The organism is Holdemania massiliensis, from assembly GCF_022440805.1.
GTDB lineage: Bacteria > Bacillota_I > Bacilli_A > Erysipelotrichales > Erysipelotrichaceae > Holdemania > Holdemania massiliensis_A.
In genome coordinates this window covers 2,529,471-2,549,896 of record NZ_JAKNTK010000001.1, presented here as the reverse complement: position 1 = coordinate 2,549,896, position 20,426 = coordinate 2,529,471, and the positions used below count along the sequence as shown (strand labels likewise).

Here is a 20,426-nt window from a genome sequence, read left to right as displayed (position 1 = left end):
GAGCGGAAAGGATTGGGAATATGGAAAACTATAAAATCTTAGTCGTGGACGATGATCATGAGATCGCCGACGCGATCGAAATTTATCTTAAGAGCGAAGGCTATGAAATTTTTAAAGCGTATAATGGACTGGAAGCGCTGGAAATTCTGAACCAGCAGAAAATTCACTGCATTCTGATGGACGTGATGATGCCGAGGATGGATGGGATTCAGGCGATCATGCACATTCGTGAAACATCCAACATTCCGATTATTATCCTGTCTGCCAAGTCGGAGGACATGGATAAGGTGCTGGGTCTGAACATCGGTGCGGATGATTATATTACCAAACCGTTTAATCCTTTGGAAATGATTGCCCGGGTTAAATCGCAGCTGCGCCGCTACATGCAGCTGGGGGCGACGGCGGAAACCGGAACGGTGATCGAAGTCGGTGGGTTAAGTATTGATTTGGAGGCGAAAACGGTGACGCTGGAAGGCGAGCCGGTCAAGGTCACACCGATCGAATATCGGATTCTGGAGTTGTTTTTAACCAATCTGAACCGCGTGTTTTCAATTGATGAAATCTATGAGCGGGTATGGAATGAAACAAGCTTCCAGAGTGAAAACACGGTTGCCGTCCATATTCGGCGGATTCGTGAGAAGATTGAAATTGATCCGAAGAATCCGCGGTATATAAAGGTGGTGTGGGGGATTGGATACAAGATCGAGAAAAACTAGCGGGTTTCTGGCGTTCCTGCTTTTTTTCGTTCTGTTGACGGGGCTGTTGTTTACCTCGGCGCTGACGGTGGAAACGCTGTATTCAACCCAGGGTCATCAGGTGCTGTATCCCAAACAGATGATTCAGCAGAGCCTGCAGGATTTGGCGCATCTGCTTTACGATGAACCGCCGTTGTCGGGAGAGGTTCAGGAAGACCTGTATTACAATCTGCATTATGTCGTCGAGCAGCATGATATTTATTTCAACAGCGACGATGATCTGAAGTTGACTTATGATCAGTTTTTGCAGCAGTACGGCAGTCAGGGCATGATGATGCTGACGTGGCAGCAGGGAGAAACCCCGCAGATAACCTATCGCGGAGCGTATTTCCTGATTGATCAGAAGACGATCACACGGGAAACAGCGGAAATGGCAGTCAGCCTGTTAAAGCTGTATTCACAGGAAAAAGTCGAGCGGCTGGCGCTGGTGATCGGCGATCAGCTGGCTTACAATACGCCGATGTATTACAGCTACACGTACTTTCAGGAGTCGATGAACAATCTGAAGATTTGCTTTTATTCCTCGCTGTGCCTGTTTTTTATCACGCTGGCCTATGGGGTGTTCAAGCGCGCTCCGATCACAGCATTTAATGAAGGGTTGGCGCAGCTGACGTTAAATTTTTGGATTGAGGTTAAACTGGGGCTGGGCTTAGTTTTAATGATGATGCTGTTCTCGCTGGGACTGCCGCTGCCGTTGGCGGTGACCGTGCTGTTTTGGGGCTTGTATGTGCTGGTGAATGAACTGCATTTCTATGGCTTAAAGCCATTCCATCACAATATTCTGAGTTCCGCGATGAAGACGGTGCGCTTGATCAGCGGTCCGTATGGCTATCAGAAAAAATGGCTGACGGAATTTCTGCTTCTGGTTGTTTTTGAAGTCATCTGCGCTTTCATTCTCTGGTCGATGATGTTCTCCGCGTTTTTGGGCTTCATGGGAATTCTGGTCTTTGTTCTGATCTTTGCCGCGGCCTTTCTGGTGCTGTTTCTCTACATCCGCCGGATGATGTTGTTCATGCAGGATTCTGCCGCGCTGGCGCAGCAGGTTGAAAATATCCGCAGCGGTGTGCTGAACGAAAGCTTTGAGCTGAGCGAAGGCAGTCCGCTGCAGCCAGTCAGCGATAATTTGGAAAAGATCCGGGAAGGCGTAAGCCATCAGGTTGAAGAACAGCTTAAGAGTGAGAAGCTGAAAATTGAGCTGATTACTAATGTTTCCCATGATCTGAAAACGCCGATCACCTCGCTGATCAACTACTCGGATCTGTTGACCAAAGCTGAGATTCAGCCGGAATATGCCCGTGATTACGTGCGCATCATCACGCAGAAGAGCGTGCGGTTAAAGAATTTGATTCAGGATCTGTTTGAAATTTCCAAGGCGGCCAGCGGCAATCTGCAGATGGATTTGCGGAAGCTGGAAATTAACGGACTTCTGATGCAGACGCTGGCGGAGCTGGATGAAAAAATTGAAGCCAGCACGCTGGAGTTTAAAATCCAATACCTCGATACTCCTGGCTACATTCTGGCAGACGGCGGCCGGTTGTATAATGTCTTTGATAACCTGATTACCAACGCGATTAAGTATTCCATGGAAAATACCCGTGTTTATATTCAGATTGAGCGAGTCGAGGAACAGATCTGCATCAGCTTTAAAAACATTGCGAATTACGAACTGAAATTTGATCCGGGATCGCTGACCGAACGGTTTGTCCGGGGCGATGTTTCGCGGTCGACAGAAGGTTCCGGTTTGGGCTTGGCGATTGCGGAAACGTTTGTAACGCTGATGAAAGGTCAGATTGAGGTCAGTGCTGATGGAGATCTGTTTAAGATCGAAATTCGGTTTGCGGAACTGCCGCAGGAGTCCGCAGATTTCACAGCCTAATAGCTTTCTTGATTTCAGGCTGATAGAACGCCGCGGTGCGGGGCAGACTAAAGGCAGAATGAAAAGGAGGCTGTTTCATGAAGAAAATCATTCTGTGCGCCGCTTTGTGTCTGGCTGGGCTGACCGGCTGTTCCTGGAATCAGAAGAAACCTCAGCCAACACCTTCAGCTTCACCCAGTGCTGCACCGACGGTTTCGCCGACGATTGATCCGGCAATTACGGAAGCCAGTGATATCGTAGGGGAAACCACGACGTTTGGAACGCCGATCGTTTCGGTGCAGATGAAGGATGGGAAGATCAGCTGGGTGTCGATTGATGAAATCACCGAAGATACGACGAAGAAAACGCTGGGCGATCAGTATAAGCTGGGCGAACAGGCGATCGCAGGCTGGAGTCAGCAGATTAAAGCGCTGGAAGACTACATTGTCACCCATGGTTTAGAGGCCGTGGATGTTGATGAGGAAGGCAAAGCGGTCAATGAAGATTTGCGGACGCAATGCACGATTACGATTCAAAACTATCTTGAAACTGTAAAAAAAGCGGTATCGCAGGCGGAACATCCGGAAAACCCGCCGAAATAAACAGAAAAATCGGAACTCCGTTTGGGAATCCCGATTTTTTCATTAGTCGATCAGAGCGATGATTTTGTCCCAGGTTTTCTCACCGATTTTGCCATCCGGGGTCAAACTGTGCGCATTTTGAAACGCGATGACCTTGGCTTCGGTTTTGGCACCAAAAACTCCGTCCGCCGTAATCGGCGTTGAAGGCAGGGTGAGCTTGTTCAGATAGTTCTGCATTTTCTGGACTTCCAGTCCGGTATCGCCGTATTCCAGCGGCGGCTGATCCGTACCGGGATCGGGATCCGGACCAGGTCCTGGATCGGGGTTCGCTTTATATTTAGCGATAATCTTATCCCAAGTTAAAGTTCCGATGATGCCATCGGCGGTTAAGCCGGTATGTCTTTGGAAAAGCATGACGGCGTTTTCGGTCGCTGAACCGAAGCTGCCGTCTTCTTTCAGAACCGGAAGGTCAGGATACGTTGTGCGCAGCACATTTAAATAGTGCTGCATCTTCTTGACAGCCAAGCCAGTATAACCTCTGCGAATTACATAAGCCATAAAAGTAAATCCTCCTTTCATTAACAGGGTATGACGCCAGGCCGGCGGGGAAAGGGAACCTGCCTAACGCCGGTGCATTTGGTCATTGGCCTTGGCCTTTCGCCACAAAGCGCATAAGGTATACTGGAGGTGAAACCGATGAGAATTTTGATATACAATGACCAAACGGACAACATGGAAACGTATTCGCTGCGCTGTTCGGACAACATGCCGTATACGACCTGCTGCCGGCTGACTGTCGGCGAGTTTATGCGCAATTCCCACAGCCGTACGATCGGCTGGTCCACCCGGCGCTTTTTAAATTCAGTGAATGAGCTGATCCGCCGCTATGGGCAGAAGCCGCGTGTCAGCCGGGCGTTTCGGCGGGCGTGGGATGCAGATGAACCGATGATTTTAACGCATATGCTGGGAACAGCGGTCGATTTGGGATCCAATCTGTCGCTGCCTGGGCTGCAGCAGTTAGTCACTTTGGCGGAAGACCAGGAATTGTTTGATGTCATTACCGATCTGGAACACACCCGGATTGAAGCCCATCTGCATCATCAAAACGAAGCAGCCAGTGATTTCGTACCCTTTGCGCAGATTCAGAAAGGCGATAAAAATACAGAAGTTTGCGTCGCTCAGGATGCACTGTGGGCGCTAGGCTACCGTATAACCAAGATCAGCGGCGTATTTGACAGCGAGCTTGATCAGCAGGTGCGCGCCTTCCAGCGTGATCAGGGTTTAAATGCCGACGGGATCGTGGGCCGGCTGACCTGGGAGGCGCTGATGTCGCAGCTGCGGCCGATTCCAGGGATTGATGAGGACGCAAACGAGCAGTCAAACTAAATGAAAACGGAAATGACCTGACTGCGGGTCATTTTCTATTGCCGCAAAAAGGGGGATGGAGTGGTATAATGGAAAAAACAGAGGGAGAAAAAAAGATGAACTTTGATGAAATTCATGATCGCAAAGGGACGCACTGTGTCAAATATAATGCGGTTAAAACAGCGCAGCGGCCTCAGGATGCGCTGGTGATGACGCTGGCGGATATGGATCTGCCCTGCTGCCCGGCAATCCAGCAGGCGATCATCGAGCGGGCGGAACATCCGTTTTACGGCTATCAGCAATTCGATGAGGAACTGCCAAAGGTGGTGTGTGCCTGGGCAAAAGCACACAGCGCAGCCTTGCTGGATCCCCGGACAATTCAGATCACCCCCAGCGTCAATACGGCGATTGCTCTGTGTTTGCGGGCATTCACCAAGCCGGGTGACGGAATCTTGATCCAGAACCCATCCTACAGTCCTTTCCGCAAGGTCGTCACACTGAACCAGCGCCGCTGCGTGATGAACGAACTGATCCAGAAGGAGAATCATTATGAACTGGATCTGGACGATTTTGAAGCGAAGCTGCAGGAAGTCCGGCTGTTTATTCTGTGTTCGCCGCACAATCCAACCTCCAAGGTTTTCACGCGTCAGGAACTGGATGCGATGCTTTCGCTGTGCCGGAAATATCAGGTCACGGTGCTGGCGGATGAAATCCATGCGGACTGGGTATATGGAACGATGACGGCGGCCAGCGCTGTAGATCAAAACGTCATTACAATTCTTTCTCCAAGCAAGACGTTTAATCTTCAGGGAATGCAGTGTTCTTTTGTGTTTATTCCGGATGCCGATCAGGCTCAGGCGCTGCAGCATGAGCGGGACAGTCTGGCCTATATGAATAATCAGACCTTTTCCCACACCGCCGCGCTGGCAGCTTACAGTCCAGCGGGAGAGACATGGCTGCAGCAGGCCAAGGCTTATGTCAGCCAAAATGCCGAGATTTTTAAAATGATGCTGAAAGAAGCTGATGTTCCGTTGATGCCGATGCGGTTGGAATCGACGTTTCTGTTATGGGTAGACTGCAGCGGCTGCTGCGATAACGACGCCGAGGTTGTAGACTTGTTTGAAAACCGCTGTCATATCTACGGCAGCAGCGGTTCCCACTACCAATGTGAAAAACCGTTTATCAGGCTGAATATCGCAGCGCCCCGCAGCGTGATTGAGGAAGCTGCGCAACGGCTGATCCACGTACTTTCTAAAAGCGATAGGCAGGAAGCCTAAACCACAGCAGCAAAAAAAACCGCAGATTTTCTGCTTATCCGGCAGAATCAGCGGTTTTCTCTTATCCGATTATGAAAATCAGAGATTGCGGATGCGGTAAAAATACTTGTCGACAAGTTTGTCGTTGTGATCGGCAGCCGAGGCGTCCATAAATGCGATGTGGCCGTTGAAATAGACGTCTGGATCCAATCCTCGCTGGACCAGCAGTTCTACGGTCTGCGTCAGTACCGCGTTTTGCAGATAAACTGCCGGAATGGTAGAAGTCGAGCCGATTTTCATTGGGAAGCCTTCTATTTCGACCGCGGCATCGCCGATCAGCGAACAGTTGTCCAGAACGATATCGCAGACATCCTTCAGTTTTTTGCCGCTTTTGTGCTTGGTCGTCAGGTAGTCGCTGTATTCCACCGCGGTGATTGCAATCGTGGGAATACCTTTTTCATGGGCCCGCAGAGCAGCGTCAACCGGAACGATGTTGTTGCCGGAATTGGAAATGATGATGATGCAGTCGTTGGGTGTAACACGATGATAATCAACGATGTGACGGCCGACCTCATATGTGTTTTCCATTAAATAGCTTTTGGTAATATCAAAGGTGCCGGTAACGCTGGGCTCCAGCAGCGCCGCGTAGTTGGCAACTGTGGCAGCCCGCCAGAAGGCATCCTCAATCACCAGGTGGGAATGGCCGGCTCCCAAGCCATAGATTAAACCGCCGTGCTCAGATACGTCGGCGCACAGCTTTGCCGCCTGCATGATGGCCTCGCCCTGACTGTCCATGACCTTGGCAATGATTTCGTTCATGACATTGAAGTAATTTTTCCAGGCTTCCATAAGAATCTCCTTTTCCTCATTTGATTTCATTGTAACAACTTCACAGTGAAAAAAGAAGTCCAAAAAGCAGGAAAAAACAAAAATGAAAGAGTTTACAAAATGTAACAAACGAAAACATAGTTTTCATAGAAATTCGGCAAGAAAGGTCTTGAACAAAAAATGAAATCGGTTACAATAAAGCTATAAAGAACCAAGACCGGAATGGAGTGAAACATCATGGACCAGAAGAAAGGCTTAGTTTTTGTTGCCCCTCAAAATGGAGATGATAGAGCTGAAGGTGTTTTCGGCGGGGTTCTTTTGGGAAAAAATCAGTTGTTTTTAAGATGGATTTAGACTGTCCATCTTTTTTGTCTTCGGAAGCGAAAGAGTCAGCGAAATTCAGGTGCTGAACGCTTCAGGCAGACAAAGTTGAGCGACATGTCAGATCCGCCTACGCCTGAAAATGGAATCTTGAATCGCTGTCCATTACTGAGGAATCGGGCACAAGGTTCAGTTTTCAGGAATACTCCTGCTGATGCAGATCACAGGGGGTTCCGAATTTCGGAATGATGCGCAGGAAGTTCAATGTTTGATGAATAAATAAAAGGAGGAATTCATTATGGATCAAACAAACAAAGAGTTCTGGGATGCGGCGGCAGCCGGCGATTTCGCGAAAGTCTGTGCGTGTGTTTCCAAAGGGGCCAACGTCAATGTATCCAACGGCGACGGACGGACAGCCTTGATGCGCAGCGCTAAGCGCGGTTATGAAGATATCGTTCGGTTCTTGCTGGATAATGGAGCAAATGTTCGGGCTCGTGACGTCAACAATAAGACGGCGTTAATGGGCGCGGCAAAAAAAGGTCATCTGGGAATTGTCAAGATGCTGGTTGAAGCAGGATCCGATGTGAATTCTCATGACGATAACGGACGGACGTCGCTGATGCGGGCTTCCTTCTTAGGTCAGAGCGAAGTCGTTGAATATCTGGTTGAAAACGGAGCGAATGTGAACGCTCGTGACAGCAAGGGCAGAACGGCGCTGATGGAAGCGGTTCTGGCATGCAAGGTGGACGTCATCAAATATCTGATCGAACATGGCGCAGATATCAACATTCAGGATAATGCCGGCTGCACAGCACTGATGAGAGCCAGCTACGGCGGATATGTTGATCTGGTTCTGTATCTGCTTGATCAGGGTGCGGATAAGAGCATCAAAGATTTCCAGGGCAACCTCGCTATTCATTATGTCCGTGAGCACTGCTTTGCTGAGCTGAAAGAGCATTTGAAGTAGGGGGAAGCCATATGAGAGATTATTTAGCGAATGAAGTCCGCAATATCGTTCTGATGGGACACAGCGGCGCTGGCAAATCCAGCGTCGTCGAAGCTGCATTATATTTTACTCAGGCAACGGACCGGCTGGGCAAAACCGGAGATGGAACGAGCGTCATGGATAATGACGCGGAAGAAATCAAGCGTGGTTTGTCGGTCTACACTTCAATTGCGCCGGTGGAATGGAAAGAATGCAAGATTAACTTTATTGATACGCCGGGTTATCTGGATTACGAGGGCGAAGCGCAGTGCGGTATCGCGGTCGGCGATAATGCGCTGATCGTCGTCGGAGCGAAGGACGGCGTGGAATCGGGAACAGAAAAAGCCTGGAAGATCGTCACCCGCAAGAAACTGCCGACAATTTTCTTCATCAACAAAATTGATGAGGAAAACGCTTCATTTGATCAGACCTACAATCAGCTGCGCGAGCATTTCGGCAAGACGGTCATTCCGTTTGAAGTTCCGATTACAAGCGCGGGCAAGGTTGTCGGCTCTGTCAACATTCTGCGTAAAAAAGCCTGGTATTATGACGATCGGACAACTCCGAAGGAAGTACCGGATGAGCTGAAAGAGATCGTCGAAGAATATTACAATCAGATCGCTGAGGCGATTGCGATGGCCGATGATGAACTGATGGAAAAATTCTTCAGCGGCGAGAGCTTTGATGAACATGAAGTCGCCAAGGGCTTGCGCATCGGCGTGCGCAACGGGGATATCCGTCCGGTTTACTGCGGCAGTGCGACCCAGGTTACCGGCATCGAACGTCTGCTTGATCTGATCCGTGAGTACTTCCCAAGCTATGCTGAGAAGGGCATGATTGAAGCGTTGGATCTGGACGGCATTCCGATTTTGATGGAAACCAATGAACAGGAAGCGTTTACGGCTCAGGTCTTCAAGACGATCATTGATCCGTTTGTCGGCAAGATCTCCCTGCTGAAGGTCATGACCGGCGTGATGAGCACGGATGCTCAGGTCTTAAACGTTCAGAAGGATAAGATTGAAAAACTGAATCAGATTTATATCGTCAAGGGCAAGCATCAGATTGCGGTTGGCAAGCTGTTTACCGGCGATATCGGGGCGGTTGTCAAACTGCAGTTCACCGATACCAACGACACGCTGGCAACACGCTTAAAGCCGGTTACCTATGCTCCAATCGAATTCCCGAAACCGATGCTGGGCGTTGCGATCTGGCCGAAGACCAAAGCGGATGAAGACAAGATGAGCATGGGTCTGCAGCGGATGTGTGAAGAAGATCCGTCAATCCGTCTGGATAAGAATAAGGAAACCAAGGAAACGGTGCTGTACGGCATGGGCGTTCAGCATATCGACGTCATCTTAAGCAAGCTGAAATCCAAATATAAGGTTGAAGTTACGACCACGGAGCCGAAGGTTCAGTACCGGGAAACGATCCGCGGCACAGTCACAGCTGAAGGCAAGCATAAAAAGCAGTCCGGCGGTGCAGGTCAGTATGGTCATGTCTTCGTTAAATTTGAACCGTGCGATGGGGATGAAATGGTCTTTGCGGAATCTGTTTTCGGTGGTGCTGTTCCGAAGCAGTATTTCCCAGCCGTTGAAGCCGGTCTGCGGGAATGCATGGAAAAGGGAGTTCTGGCTGGATATAAGGTTGTCGGTGTCAAAGCAACGCTGACCGACGGCTCCTACCATGAAGTCGACTCGAAGGAAATTGCCTTTAAAGCCGCGGCCCGTCTGGCCTACAAAGCCGGAATGCCGAAAGCCAAACCAATCCTGCTTGAACCAATCGGTAAGGTTGAAGTCCTGATTCCTGAGGAATATACCGGCACGATCATCGGTGATTTCAACAAACGCCGCGGAATTATTCTCGGCATGGATTTAGTGGATGAAAAAGAACAGAAGATCACGGCGGAAGTGCCGATGGCTGAAATGATGAAATATTCAACAGAGCTGCGTTCAATGACGCAGGGCCGCGGTTCCTTCGTGATTGAGTTTGATCGCTATGAACCAGCCCCGCAGCCGATTGCCGAAAAGGTTATCAAAACCGCAAATATTGAAAAGGAAGAAGATTGAATTCTTCAGAAATTGAAATGAAGCAGTCAGAGTCCAGGACTTTGATTGCTTTTCTTTTTCGTTAGCCTGAACAGAATAATGGAACTGTCAGAGAAGATCCAAAGTAGGTTCTTTCTGAATTCTGGGTAGTGAATTATGGATTCTATAACAAAGGCGCCTTAAATCTGTATTTGTCACAGATTTAAAGCGCCTGTTGTTACTTCAAAAGCTCTGCTTTACCTAGAGCTCAGAAAGAACTGAGCTCTGCTTATCACTTCGTCGTCCCGCTTTTATTTGATTATGATTTCACGCTCATTCTGGCAAATACTTTTTACAAAGCAGACCTTCTTTTTTGTTAATCTAGCCGGATCCAGCAACTTAAACTTATTCATTCTGATGTCAGAGTCTTTCAAGGCTCGATCCATCAAATCTGAGCTTACTTTCAAAAGATGAAAAGCATGTTGGGGCTGTCTTTCGTATCTAAACCCAATTTCTTGGATTGAATTCTGCCAATTCGGTACTTCATCGGGAAAGTATTGTTTCTGCAGCTCTTTTATTCTGTTTTGTAATCGTTTGGATTTGATGTCGAAGATCCTGTGCTGTGTAGATTGTATCTATGACCTGAGTCAGTTCTAAGAGTGCTTGTTCATCTAAACTGTCAATCTGCTCCTCATTCTCTGTACTAAGTTCCATCCGTTTTCCCAAAAGCAGTTTAATCAAGGTTCGTTGACCTTCAAGTTTTCCTTCGTGTCTTCCTTCGAGTTTACCCTCGCGTTTGCCTTCAAGCCGACTTTCTGCGATTTCCAGTTCATAATCCAATTCATCAAATTTGGCTCGCAATCGAGCAATCGCTAAACTTGTATCCCTTAAAAAGTCCACTTTCTTTTCTTCCATCATCTTGATAATTTCCTCCTTCTCGACTAATTCATGAATGATGTTCTGTTTCTCTGCGATATGACTGAACCGAAGCATGTAGTGAATTTTTTCTTCCATTTTCCATTCTTCAACGGGTTTGCTTTCCAATTCCTCTAATTTATCCATTTCTATCCAGAGGATCTGACATCGCTCATCAGGTAGACGTTTGCCCTTTTCTTCATTGAAGTATCGATAATGATGCAGATATCCATCCCATTCCTGCACTTGCGGACTCCGGTTGAGAATCATCAGCTGAACTACGGGATTAAATTCATAAAGATTGTCCGCATTGAGCTGGTCGGCAACGATTCGTGCCAAGTATCCCTGAGAGCGCAGCGATAAGCGCCGACCCATCTGATAATTCTGCATTTCTATGTTCACAAGCAGAATCTGACCTTTGTCATCCTCAACTTCGATAAGCAAATCGAAGCGCACGCCTTTTTCCCTTTCATAGGTTTTCATCGGTTCCGTATTTTTGATATCTGCTCGGACAACCTGGATATGAAACAGCGCTGATAAATAAGCAAATCGAATCTTTCTGGACTTTTCATCCTCACCACCCAGGGCAAAACGGAATACATCGTTTTCCCGAAAGTCAAGGGTGATTAAACGTTCACGAAGCTGATCTGGATGGAGGGAATACGGCAGGGATTGAAGCGATAAATCAGGGTAAGGAATTTTACTGATTTCCATTGAGAAAGACCTCCTTCATATCTAATATTGCGGAAAATCAGAAAAAGCCCCGCAAAAAACAGAAAAATGTTAAAAAAACTTTTCTGAGTTTACTTTTCAACATTATAGTAGCTCAATTGAATCTGATTTTCAATAAGCAAAAGCTCTTTTCTTGATGACTTCTTACTCATTTCGTGTCTAATTAGAGGTCATATAAAAGGAACAACAAGAGGACACAATACACAAGGTTCTTTCTGAACGCGAGGTAATGAATTATGGCCCTAATAACAAAGGCGCTTTGAATCTGTATAGTCACAGATTTAAAGCGCCTATTGTTTCTTTAAAAGCTCTGCTTTCCTCAGCGTTCAGAAAGAACCCTAAAGTATCCGATCTTTACCGTTCCGTTTGTTTTAGCTGAAGCTATTCTTAAGATCCGCGTTTTGATCAGGTTTGAGAATGCTTGGTAAGCCGTGCTTAGCCTTTCTTTTCCTGCAGGGTAAGGGTAAGTTCAACGATCTTGCCGTCACGCTTCACCGTAATCATCAGCTGATCGCCGACAGAGCTTTCATTGAGGATGGAAGTAATGTCGGAAATGGCTTCAATCGCCGTATCGTTAATGGAGACAAAGCAATCGCCTGGCTGCAGTCCGCCGTTGGCAGCACTGGAGTTTTCGATGACGGACTGGACATAGACGCCCGGCGTCTTGAAACCGTATTGAGCCGCGAGCTGAGGGGTTGTCAGATCCAGCGCTGTAATGCCCAACGACACTCGTCCGCCGACGTATCCCTGCGCGATCAGATCTTCGATGATCGGTTTGGCATCATTGATCGGAATCGCGAAACCGAGACCTTCAACATCTTCCCCAGAGGACTTGGCCACGACGATGCCGATTAATTCTCCGTCCGCATTAAACAGGCCGCCGCCGGAGTTGCCCGGATTGATCGCCGCGTTGGTCTGCAATAAGTTCCGGTGCTCATTGTTCAGAATAATCTCACGGTCCAAAGCGCTGACGATGCCATTGGTCACAGTCCCGCCCAGCTGTCCTAATGGGTTGCCGACGGCGACGACCGGTTCTCCTACCGACAGGGAATCAGAATCCCCCAAAATCGCCGGTGTCAGACCGGATGCTTCAATTTTGATGACGCCGATATCCATTTTGGAATCCGTGGCGACAAGCTGAGCTTCATACGTTGTCCCGTCATGCAGCGCCACCAGAATTGAGCGGGCGTCTTCAATAACGTGATTGTTGGTAACGATGTAGCCGTCTTCTGAGATGATGACACCGCTGCCGGCGCCTTCCGTGACGAACTGGCGCAGAAATAAACTGTTGGTAACCGATTCCGTTCGGATCTCTACAACACTGTTCTGCGTCAATGCCGCAACCGAAGGAATATTCATCGAAGTCACCGGCACGTTCTCCACGTTCTGGGGGCGACGTTCTACACTTTGTACAACGACGCTGGCTTTAGAATTTTTGGCCGCCAGTGTCCCGGCTGAAAAGCCGATAACTCCAGAAAGTAAAGCACAGGCCGCAAGTCCAATGCGGAAGGTCCGTTTCATCGAACGCAGTTCTTTTTTGATCGCTGCCGTATCCGTATCCATCAATTCGTGATCGAACATTTTATTTCCTTCTTTCTATACGTTCTTATTATAGAAAAAAACCGTGAAGTTTGTGTGAAGAAATCAAGGACTCCTGCTTGTTTGCGCTATACTTTCACAACGAAATGTCTAAAAGACGGAACACTGAAGTGCGCAGACAAGCTTTAATGGGACATATAAAAAAATACGCGGTTAATCGCGTATTTCCTGAATTGATTTGGCAATGGTATGGGTGATCGGACTCCATTCGATCTTCTTAAACAGCGCTTCAATCGCAATTGGGACATAGGTGAAGATAAAGATCGGGAAAGTGAAGGTGTAGAGAATCTTCTTCCCAGCGCTGCAGTGGATATTGTTCCATTCTGTGATGGTTGTCAGGACGCCGAAGGCGAACAGAATCAAATAGTAGTTTGTCACAGAGGCACTAATGGCGCCTAGTGTAACGGATAAGACTTCAGGATCCCGCTGTACGCATAACGTAAACAACAGGGCCAGAGAATTGATCAGGACGCTGAACAAAGAAACAAACAGAGCAGGGGCGATTGTCATCGTCATATCGTAACTGCTGAAATCGCGTTCTTTGACAATCCGTTTGACCAGGGATTGTCCATAGCGTCCAAATACCTGATAGAACCCCTTTGACCAGCGCAGGCGCTGTTTCCAGGATTGTTCAAACGTGCAGGGCTGTTCGTCGTACAGAACTGCGTTGCCGCAGTAGCCAATCTTTAAGCCATGCAGGACACTGTCAACGGAAAATTCGATATCCTCGGTTAACAGATGGTGCTTCCAGCCGTTGTTGGCTTTGACGATCTGATTGGAAATCATGAAGCCGGTACCGGAAATCGCACAGCTGGAGCCGCACATCATCCGCGCCTGGTTCAGATATTTTGATTCCCGCAAAAACCACAGCGAATAGCCGGCAGAGATCCAGTTGGAATCATAGTTTTTGGAGTTGCGGTAGCTGGTGATTATTTCATAGCCGGAATCAAACACTTTGTTCATTTCCCGAATGTAGTTGGGATCCAGCAGGTTGTCTGCATCAAAGACAAAGTAAGCCTCAAACCAATCCTCAGGATATTCCTTCATGATGTGCTTAAACGCATAATCCAGCGCATAGCCCTTGCCGACTTTCAGCTGATTGAACCGCTCGTAAACGACAGCCCCTTCAGCCTGGGCCAGTTCTGCGGTGTTGTCGGTACAATTGTCAGCGATGACAAAAGCCGTGACCAAACCGTCCGGATAATTCTGCGCTTTGATGCTTTGAAGCAGCTCACGGATGACCGTTGCTTCATTGCGCGCCGCAATAATGACGCCGTAGCGGTGCATCTGCTTCGCTTCCGGCGTCGGTTTCTTTTTGCCAAACAACACGACTCCGGCAAAGATAATCTGATATAAATAGAGAAGCAGAAATAAGATAAAAATTGTAAAATTAAATGCATTTAAACTTTCTAGCATATTCATGGTCCTTTCTTCGGATTCTCACCCTGTAAAAAGCAGCACAGCCTGTCGCCGATGCTGGACTCTATTTTAAACGGCTGAAGAAGAAATGCAATCTCTGTGAAGAAAAATTCACATTAGTCATGAAAGCTTATATTTGTGTTAAGAAAAATGTAAGAAACTTTCAGACTTCTTAAGAGATGAGCTCAGACCTTAGTATGTCTACGAAATGGCCATAATTATACATAAAAAACCTGAAAAAATTCAGGTTTCTCTTCATTTTTCATGATTTTTTCATCGAAAGTGAGAAAAAAGCACTGGTCAGCGCGATTCCTAGCGCCAGTGCCCCGGCGCAGCCAAGCGTGTGTATACCGATCTCCAGCGCACTCATCGTATTGCCCTGGATGATCGCCAGCATTGTATAATACATGCCCCCGCCCGGGACCAGCGGGATCAGCGCACAGATCAGAAACGTCGTGACCGGCGTTTTCATCAGTCTTGCCAGCACTTCGCTGACAAAACACAATCCGCAGGCAGCCAGAAACATCGCGAGAATCTCCCCGGCCTGTCCTAACAGAACCAGCTCGTAAATCAAACTGCCCAGCGTTCCGGTCAGGGCCGCGGCCAACAGTTTTTTTCCATGAATGTTAAACAGCACGCCGAATCCGATTTCAGCCAGGAAGGCGCCGATCAGCTTGATCACCATAGCGGATTTCCTCCCAGCATCATCCATAGGCTCATGACTAGGCCTGGGCCCAATGCCACGGCGATGGCGATCAGAACCGCTTCTACCCCGCGCGTCATTCCGGAGATCAGATCCCCCGACAAACTGTCGCGGATCGCGTTGGTGATGGCCAGCCCGGGAACCAGCAGCATCAGACAGCCGATGATTAAAGCGTCCAGCGAAGGCGCGGCACCCAGCTGATTGAATCCGATCGCCAATAAGGCCGTCAAAGCGGAGCACAGGCTGATCGCAAAGAAGGAAGGAAACTGATGTTGTTCTAAAAACGAACTGCATCCCTCAATCAGACCACCGATGACCAACGCGCAGCCCAGATCCGGCAGCTGTCCGCCAAAAAATAAGGTAAATCCGCCTGCACCAAGGGCGCCGGCTGCCATCCGGCTCCAATTGGAATAGGGAGGACGGTGGGCAAGCCGGCGAAGCTGCGTGATAAAATCGTTCAGCGGCAGGGTTTGGCTTTGTCTGGAAAGTGTATTGATCCGATCGATCCGGTCAATATCCAACCCGCGCGACTTAATCCGCACGATCTTGCTGACGGAACGCCCATCAGCGACCACCGTGACGAAGATGCCGGTCGGCAGAACGATGCTGCTGGCCTCCTGCGCGCCATAGTTCAGACAGATCCGGCAGATCGTATCCTCAACACGGTAAATTTCAGCGCCGCTTTCCAACAACAGCTGGCCGGCATACGCGGCATTTTGAAGCAGCTGATCAAAATCGTTGTTCATCGTTAATCCCTCACGTTTTCCTGATCACGGATGATCTGTTCCGCGACGCGCAGCCCGTCAATCGCCGCGGATACGATCCCGCCGGCATAACCTGCGCCTTCTCCCGCCGGATACAGGCCGGCAGTGGTTAAGCTTTGAAACTGTTCATCGCGCAGGATTCTGACCGGTGAGGAAGAGCGTGTTTCCACACCCGTCATCAGGGCATCGGGATCGGTAAAGCCGGGAATCTTCTGATTGAAATCAGCCAGCGCTTCTTCCAGCGCCCGGTTGATCGAAGGGGAAAACAATGCATGCAGATCCGTCATCGTCACCCCGCGGCTGTAGCTGGGAATCACCTGTCCGAATGCTGATGAAGCTTGGCCGTTCAGATAATCGGCAATCCGCTGACATGGAGCCTGGCCGTGGCTTCCGCCTAAAATCCAGGCTTGATGTTCCAGTTTTTGCTGATAACGCATGCCGTCCAGCACACCCTCGCCAAAATCCGAGCGCCGCACCTGAACCAGCAGCGCACTGTTGGCGTTGACCTGACTGCGCGCGTATTCGCTCATGCCGTTGGTTACAATCGCTTCTGCTTCACTGGCGCTGGCGACCACGGTGCCGCCGGGACACATGCAGAACGAATAAACCCCGCGGCCTTCCTGAGTCTGACAGGTGAGGCGGTATTCAGCTGCTTTCAGGCGTGGATGGCCGGTGGCTTCCTTGTATTGATTCTGATCGATCAGACGCTGCGGATGTTCAACCCGCACGCCGACCGCAAAATCCTTGGCCTCCATCGCAATCCCGGCTTCATGCAGCATCGTAAAAGTATCACGGGCACTGTGGCCCAGCGCCAGCACCATCTGACGGCAGGGCAGGGTCAAAGCGCCAGCCTGCACCGCACAGAGCCCCTTGGCATCGGTGCTGATTCCGGTCAGGGTTGTATTGAAATGGATCTCACCGCCCAAACGCTGAATTTTCAAGCGGATGTTTTTCACGATCTGCCGCAGCCGGTCGGTTCCGATATGCGGATGAGCCTGATATCCGATTTCCGGATCCGCCCCGGCTTCGATCAGTTCATCGGTGACCTTTACAATCCGAACGTCTTTGACGCGGGTGGTCAGCTTGCCGTCGGAAAACGTGCCGGCGCCGCCCTCGCCGAACTGAACATTGCTTTGGGGATTCAGCGGTCCGCCTTGCCAGTAGGTTTCCACATCCTGGATGCGCTGATCGACGTCTGCCCCGCGTTCCAGTACGATCGGCCGCAGTCCGGCTTCGGCCAACAACAGCGCGGCAAACATGCCGCACGGGCCAAAACCGATGACAATCGGCCGTGCTGAGGCGATGACGGAAGGCTGGGGCGATTGATAAACGTCAGGCCTGGCAGCGCTGACATGCGGCAGTTTCTTTTTTAAAATGGCGGCTTCATCCGGGGTTTCAGCCAGCACGGTATACACAAAACGCAGCGGTTTTCTGCGCGCGTCCAGCGATTCCTTGACGATTTTCCAGGACGTCAGCCGGTGCGGTCGCAGCCGCAGCTTCTTGACGATTAAGGCTTCCAAATCTTGAGGATTTTCATCCAGCGATAGTTGCAGGTTGGATATTTGCAGCATTGTTGATCACTCCTGTTCTTCATTATACCAAATTGAAGCCAGCCTGTGCGTCTTTGCTTGACGAATTTGCAGAGTTCGTTACAATGAATGAGAGAGAAGGACGAAAGGAGTGTTCTGAATGAATCAAGCGACACAATTTCGCCGGGATCTGCATCAGATTCCGGAAACCAGCTTTACCGAGTTTAAAACCAAAGAGTATGTAGTTTCTGTTTTAAAAACATTGCATTGCGAGGTGATCGAGCTGTTGGAAACGGGAGCGGCGGCTTACTTTGACGCCGGTCAGGAAGCAACGCTGGCTTACCGCGCCGATATGGATGCTTTGCCGATTCAGGAAGAAACCGGACTGGATTTTGCTTCGCAGCATCCGGGCAAAATGCATGCCTGCGGTCATGACGGTCACATGGCGATGCTTTTGGGTTTTGCCCAGGAACTGGATCAGCTGGATCGGACGCAGTGGAAGAATAATATCCTGCTGATCTTTCAGCCCTCAGAAGAAACAGTCGGCGGCGCCAAGCCGATCTGTGATACCGGCATCTTTGAAAAATACAACGTCAAGGCAATTTTTGGCACGCATCTGTGGCCGTTTATCCCAGCCGGGGCCATTGCCAGCCGCAGCGATGAAATGATGGCGCATGCCAGTGAGGTGACGGTCACGGTCAAAGGCAAGAGTACGCACTGTGCCAAACCGGATGAGGGGATCGACGCGCTGGCGATCGCGGCCGATTTGTTGTGCCGGCTGTACGCAATGGAAAAGAAAATCGCGCCTAACCAATACCGCATCTTAAAGTTCGGTAATTTCCATGCCGGCACGGTACGCAACATTCTGCCGGAAACGGCGGTGCTGGAAGGCTCCTACCGGTCGTTTCAAGATGCCACGTTTGACTGGATGATCGACCAGACGAAAGAGATCATGCATCAGCTGGAACAGGAAACCGGCTGTCAGATTTTGTTTGATTATACTGAAGGCTATCCGGCGGTGATCAACGATGCCGGTCTGTTTGGAAAAGTTCAGGCGTTACTACCGCAGCTGCAGGTGCTGGACAAACCGGAAATGATCGCCGAAGATTTTGCCTTTTACCAGCGGAAAATTCCGGGTGTGTTCTTTTTCTTAGGCACCGGTACTGGAATCGCGCTGCATAACTGTCATTTCAATTTTGATGAACAGGTGCTGCAGGAAGGAATTAAAACGGATCTGGCATTGATGAACATCGACCTGTAAGGAAGGGTCTAAGCAGGCAGAAAATTCTGATGCGGTCTTTTTTCGCTTGGATAAAGGAGTACCGATCATGATCTATAACGCTGAGAATGGCACATTGAAAATTGAAGAAACCGAAATGGATTATATCGTTTTCGGCAAGGGTCAGAAAAAACTTATTTTTATTCCTGGTCTGGGGGATTCGCTGAAATCAGTAAAAGGTTCGGCGCTGATGTTTGCGTTTCTGTACCGAAGGTTTGCCCAAGATTATCGGGTTTATGTATTCAGCCGGAAAAACAAATTGAAGCCGGACAGTTCAACCCGCGACATGGCTGCGGATCTGGCCTGGGCGATGAAGCAGCTGGGGATTGAAAAAGCGCATGTTGTGGGGATTTCTCAGGGCGGCATGATCGCTCAGTATCTGGCGGCTGACTTTGCCGAGAGGGTTGAAAAGCTGGTTCTGGCAGTTACGCTGTGCCGGCCGAATGAAACATCACGAAGTGTCATATCGCATTGGATTACGCTTGCGGAGCAAAACGATTTCCAGGAGCTGTTTGCGGATATGGCCGAAAAGATTTATACGCCTTGGCGGGTCAGAATCCAGCGCCCGTTCAATCCGATCCTGGCGCGGATCCTGCGGCCAAAGAGTCTGAACAATTTTATCATTCAGGCGCAGGCCTGCCTCAGTCATGACAGTTCAGCGCTGGTTACCGGCATTCGCTGTCCGGTGCTGGTGGTGGGTGGCGATCAGGATCAGGTCATCGGCAAGGATTCGGCAGGTGAGCTTGCCCGGCTGATTCCGGGCAGCCAGATAAAAATTTATCCAGGCTATGGACACAGCGCCTACGAAGAGGCTCGTAATTTCAATCGTGTGGTGTTTGAATTTCTGAAGGATTAGCTCTTTTCTGTCATTATTTTTCCAAAACAGGACTTTTTCAGTCTGAGTATACGGACTCTGTCCTGTTTTTTTGTTTGCTTTTTCAGAGGCCTCAGGCAGTATTCGCTTATATTTGTAGTGTAAAATTTAGAAAAAATAAGCCAAATGTTTCACCTCCGTTTTTAGGCATAAGAAAAACCGCTGGAAAATCTAACGGTTTCATTAAAGGGAGTATTTTTTGTTATTTTTCAATATACTCCTGTATCTCGTCCAGATCATTCAATGCCTCCGGGGAGTAGTGTAGGTTATACGCTATTCTGTTTTGCCTTGAAATGTGCCCTTACATCATCCGATGAAAGCCATCCCTTTTCTTCTCCCAACTTTCTCCCTTTTGCAAGTTCATTCATCAGCGTAAGGGTAGCTTTCATTTCTTCATAATCTTGTATATCAATAATGGCATAGCGCCCGCGCCCATTCTTTGTCAAAAATACAGGAGAGTCTACGGTTACATCCCGCAGTACATCAGAGTAGTTCCTTAAATCAGATATCGGTTTAATGTTTGGCATGAGATCACTTCTTTCCTACTACCAATATATCCGATTTTGCTGTAAATACAACTTCGAATATTACAACAAACTAAGCGCCGCAGAAAAGACTCTTATCGATTATTTAATCATCATT

General features: G+C 49.0%; 18 protein-coding genes. 9 read left to right on the top strand and 9 right to left on the bottom strand.

What is annotated here, in order from left to right:
- Window positions 1-20: 20 nt before the first annotated feature.
- The 3 genes from MCG46_RS11675 to MCG46_RS11665 all read left to right on the top strand — a co-directional run bounded on the left by MCG46_RS11675 (window position 21) and on the right by MCG46_RS11665 (window position 3,212).
- Window positions 21-716, top strand: a complete 696-nt coding sequence (locus tag MCG46_RS11675; protein ID WP_240280165.1) for a response regulator transcription factor — start codon at window positions 21-23, stop codon at window positions 714-716.
- A complete protein-coding gene (locus MCG46_RS11670; RefSeq protein ID WP_240280164.1) occupies window positions 691-2,631 on the top strand; it encodes an ATP-binding protein in 1,941 nt (646 codons plus the stop codon). Before MCG46_RS11675 ends, MCG46_RS11670 begins: the two co-directional genes overlap by 26 nt.
- 77 nt (window positions 2,632-2,708) lie before the next feature.
- Complete coding sequence (locus tag MCG46_RS11665; protein WP_240280163.1) at window positions 2,709-3,212, top strand: hypothetical protein; 504 nt, start codon at window positions 2,709-2,711, stop codon at window positions 3,210-3,212.
- 42 nt (window positions 3,213-3,254) lie between these two features.
- Here MCG46_RS11665 and MCG46_RS11660 read toward each other — a convergent pair whose 3' ends face one another.
- Window positions 3,255-3,749 (bottom strand): peptidoglycan-binding domain-containing protein, encoded by a 495-nt coding sequence (locus MCG46_RS11660; protein ID WP_173011483.1) that lies wholly within the window; start codon window positions 3,747-3,749, stop codon window positions 3,255-3,257.
- Window positions 3,750-3,887: 138 nt separating this feature from the next.
- Here MCG46_RS11660 and MCG46_RS11655 point away from each other — a divergent pair, with 138 nt between their 5' ends.
- Together MCG46_RS11655 and MCG46_RS11650 are read left to right on the top strand one after the other, a co-directional pair.
- Window positions 3,888-4,577 carry a peptidoglycan-binding domain-containing protein gene (locus MCG46_RS11655; RefSeq protein WP_240280162.1) on the top strand — a complete coding sequence of 230 codons (690 nt, stop codon included), beginning with the start codon at window positions 3,888-3,890 and terminating at the stop codon, window positions 4,575-4,577.
- Between the two features lie 95 nt (window positions 4,578-4,672).
- Window positions 4,673-5,833 carry a MalY/PatB family protein gene (locus MCG46_RS11650; RefSeq protein ID WP_240280161.1) on the top strand — a complete coding sequence of 387 codons (1,161 nt, stop codon included), beginning with the start codon at window positions 4,673-4,675 and terminating at the stop codon, window positions 5,831-5,833.
- Window positions 5,834-5,911: 78 nt separating this feature from the next.
- On the opposite strand, the gene MCG46_RS11645 is transcribed toward MCG46_RS11650, so the two are convergent.
- Entirely contained in the window at window positions 5,912-6,661 is a 750-nt protein-coding gene (locus MCG46_RS11645; protein WP_240280160.1) for a sugar isomerase domain-containing protein, read from the bottom strand.
- Window positions 6,662-7,259: 598 nt separating this feature from the next.
- On the opposite strand from MCG46_RS11645, the gene MCG46_RS11640 reads away from it, so the two are divergent.
- Together MCG46_RS11640 and MCG46_RS11635 are read left to right on the top strand one after the other, a co-directional pair.
- Window positions 7,260-7,928, top strand: a complete 669-nt coding sequence (locus tag MCG46_RS11640; RefSeq protein WP_240280159.1) for an ankyrin repeat domain-containing protein — start codon at window positions 7,260-7,262, stop codon at window positions 7,926-7,928.
- 11 nt (window positions 7,929-7,939) lie between these two features.
- Entirely contained in the window at window positions 7,940-10,012 is a 2,073-nt protein-coding gene (locus MCG46_RS11635) for an elongation factor G (protein WP_240280158.1), read from the top strand.
- 501 nt (window positions 10,013-10,513) lie between these two features.
- Here MCG46_RS11635 and MCG46_RS11630 read toward each other — a convergent pair.
- The 6 genes from MCG46_RS11630 to MCG46_RS11605 form a co-directional block, all read right to left on the bottom strand.
- The gene (locus MCG46_RS11630) at window positions 10,514-11,599 is read right to left on the bottom strand and encodes an Rpn family recombination-promoting nuclease/putative transposase (protein WP_240280157.1); all 1,086 of its coding nucleotides are present in this window, start codon (window positions 11,597-11,599) and stop codon (window positions 10,514-10,516) included.
- 453 nt (window positions 11,600-12,052) lie between these two features.
- Complete coding sequence (locus MCG46_RS11625; RefSeq protein ID WP_240280156.1) at window positions 12,053-13,198, bottom strand: S1C family serine protease; 1,146 nt, start codon at window positions 13,196-13,198, stop codon at window positions 12,053-12,055.
- Between the two features lie 171 nt (window positions 13,199-13,369).
- On the bottom strand, window positions 13,370-14,638 hold the full coding sequence (locus MCG46_RS11620) for a glycosyltransferase family 2 protein (protein WP_240280155.1): 1,269 nt from the start codon (window positions 14,636-14,638) through the stop codon (window positions 13,370-13,372).
- Between the two features lie 259 nt (window positions 14,639-14,897).
- Complete coding sequence (locus tag MCG46_RS11615; protein WP_020223918.1) at window positions 14,898-15,320, bottom strand: threonine/serine exporter family protein; 423 nt, start codon at window positions 15,318-15,320, stop codon at window positions 14,898-14,900.
- Window positions 15,314-16,084 (bottom strand): threonine/serine exporter family protein, encoded by a 771-nt coding sequence (locus MCG46_RS11610; RefSeq protein ID WP_240280154.1) that lies wholly within the window; start codon window positions 16,082-16,084, stop codon window positions 15,314-15,316. Before MCG46_RS11610 ends, MCG46_RS11615 begins: the two co-directional genes overlap by 7 nt.
- 2 nt (window positions 16,085-16,086) lie before the next feature.
- Complete coding sequence (locus MCG46_RS11605) at window positions 16,087-17,673, bottom strand: NAD(P)/FAD-dependent oxidoreductase (RefSeq protein WP_240280153.1); 1,587 nt, start codon at window positions 17,671-17,673, stop codon at window positions 16,087-16,089.
- Window positions 17,674-17,791: 118 nt separating this feature from the next.
- On the opposite strand from MCG46_RS11605, the gene MCG46_RS11600 reads away from it, so the two are divergent.
- Together MCG46_RS11600 and MCG46_RS11595 are read left to right on the top strand one after the other, a co-directional pair.
- Window positions 17,792-18,892 carry a M20 metallopeptidase family protein gene (locus MCG46_RS11600; protein ID WP_240280152.1) on the top strand — a complete coding sequence of 367 codons (1,101 nt, stop codon included), beginning with the start codon at window positions 17,792-17,794 and terminating at the stop codon, window positions 18,890-18,892.
- Window positions 18,893-18,959: 67 nt separating this feature from the next.
- A complete protein-coding gene (locus tag MCG46_RS11595; protein WP_240280151.1) occupies window positions 18,960-19,766 on the top strand; it encodes an alpha/beta fold hydrolase in 807 nt (268 codons plus the stop codon).
- Between the two features lie 284 nt (window positions 19,767-20,050).
- Here MCG46_RS11595 and MCG46_RS11590 read toward each other — a convergent pair whose 3' ends face one another.
- Window positions 20,051-20,311 carry a type II toxin-antitoxin system prevent-host-death family antitoxin gene (locus MCG46_RS11590; RefSeq protein ID WP_240280150.1) on the bottom strand — a complete coding sequence of 87 codons (261 nt, stop codon included), beginning with the start codon at window positions 20,309-20,311 and terminating at the stop codon, window positions 20,051-20,053.
- Window positions 20,312-20,426 lie beyond the last annotated feature (115 nt).

Coding starts and splice junctions, on each gene's coding strand:
- MCG46_RS11625 (WP_240280156.1), bottom strand. CDS start 13,198: ATGTTCGATCACGAATTGATGGATACGGATACGGCAGCGATCAAAAAA.
- MCG46_RS11610 (WP_240280154.1), bottom strand. CDS start 16,084: ATGAACAACGATTTTGATCAGCTGCTTCAAAATGCCGCGTATGCCGGC.
- MCG46_RS11640 (WP_240280159.1), top strand. CDS start 7,260: ATGGATCAAACAAACAAAGAGTTCTGGGATGCGGCGGCAGCCGGCGAT.
- MCG46_RS11590 (WP_240280150.1), bottom strand. CDS start 20,311: ATGCCAAACATTAAACCGATATCTGATTTAAGGAACTACTCTGATGTA.
- MCG46_RS11635 (WP_240280158.1), top strand. CDS start 7,940: ATGAGAGATTATTTAGCGAATGAAGTCCGCAATATCGTTCTGATGGGA.
- MCG46_RS11645 (WP_240280160.1), bottom strand. CDS start 6,661: ATGGAAGCCTGGAAAAATTACTTCAATGTCATGAACGAAATCATTGCC.
- MCG46_RS11595 (WP_240280151.1), top strand. CDS start 18,960: ATGATCTATAACGCTGAGAATGGCACATTGAAAATTGAAGAAACCGAA.
- MCG46_RS11630 (WP_240280157.1), bottom strand. CDS start 11,599: ATGGAAATCAGTAAAATTCCTTACCCTGATTTATCGCTTCAATCCCTG.
- MCG46_RS11620 (WP_240280155.1), bottom strand. CDS start 14,638: ATGAATATGCTAGAAAGTTTAAATGCATTTAATTTTACAATTTTTATC.
- MCG46_RS11605 (WP_240280153.1), bottom strand. CDS start 17,673: ATGCTGCAAATATCCAACCTGCAACTATCGCTGGATGAAAATCCTCAA.
- MCG46_RS11655 (WP_240280162.1), top strand. CDS start 3,888: ATGAGAATTTTGATATACAATGACCAAACGGACAACATGGAAACGTAT.
- MCG46_RS11650 (WP_240280161.1), top strand. CDS start 4,673: ATGAACTTTGATGAAATTCATGATCGCAAAGGGACGCACTGTGTCAAA.
- MCG46_RS11660 (WP_173011483.1), bottom strand. CDS start 3,749: ATGGCTTATGTAATTCGCAGAGGTTATACTGGCTTGGCTGTCAAGAAG.
- MCG46_RS11675 (WP_240280165.1), top strand. CDS start 21: ATGGAAAACTATAAAATCTTAGTCGTGGACGATGATCATGAGATCGCC.
- MCG46_RS11600 (WP_240280152.1), top strand. CDS start 17,792: ATGAATCAAGCGACACAATTTCGCCGGGATCTGCATCAGATTCCGGAA.
- MCG46_RS11615 (WP_020223918.1), bottom strand. CDS start 15,320: ATGGTGATCAAGCTGATCGGCGCCTTCCTGGCTGAAATCGGATTCGGC.
- MCG46_RS11665 (WP_240280163.1), top strand. CDS start 2,709: ATGAAGAAAATCATTCTGTGCGCCGCTTTGTGTCTGGCTGGGCTGACC.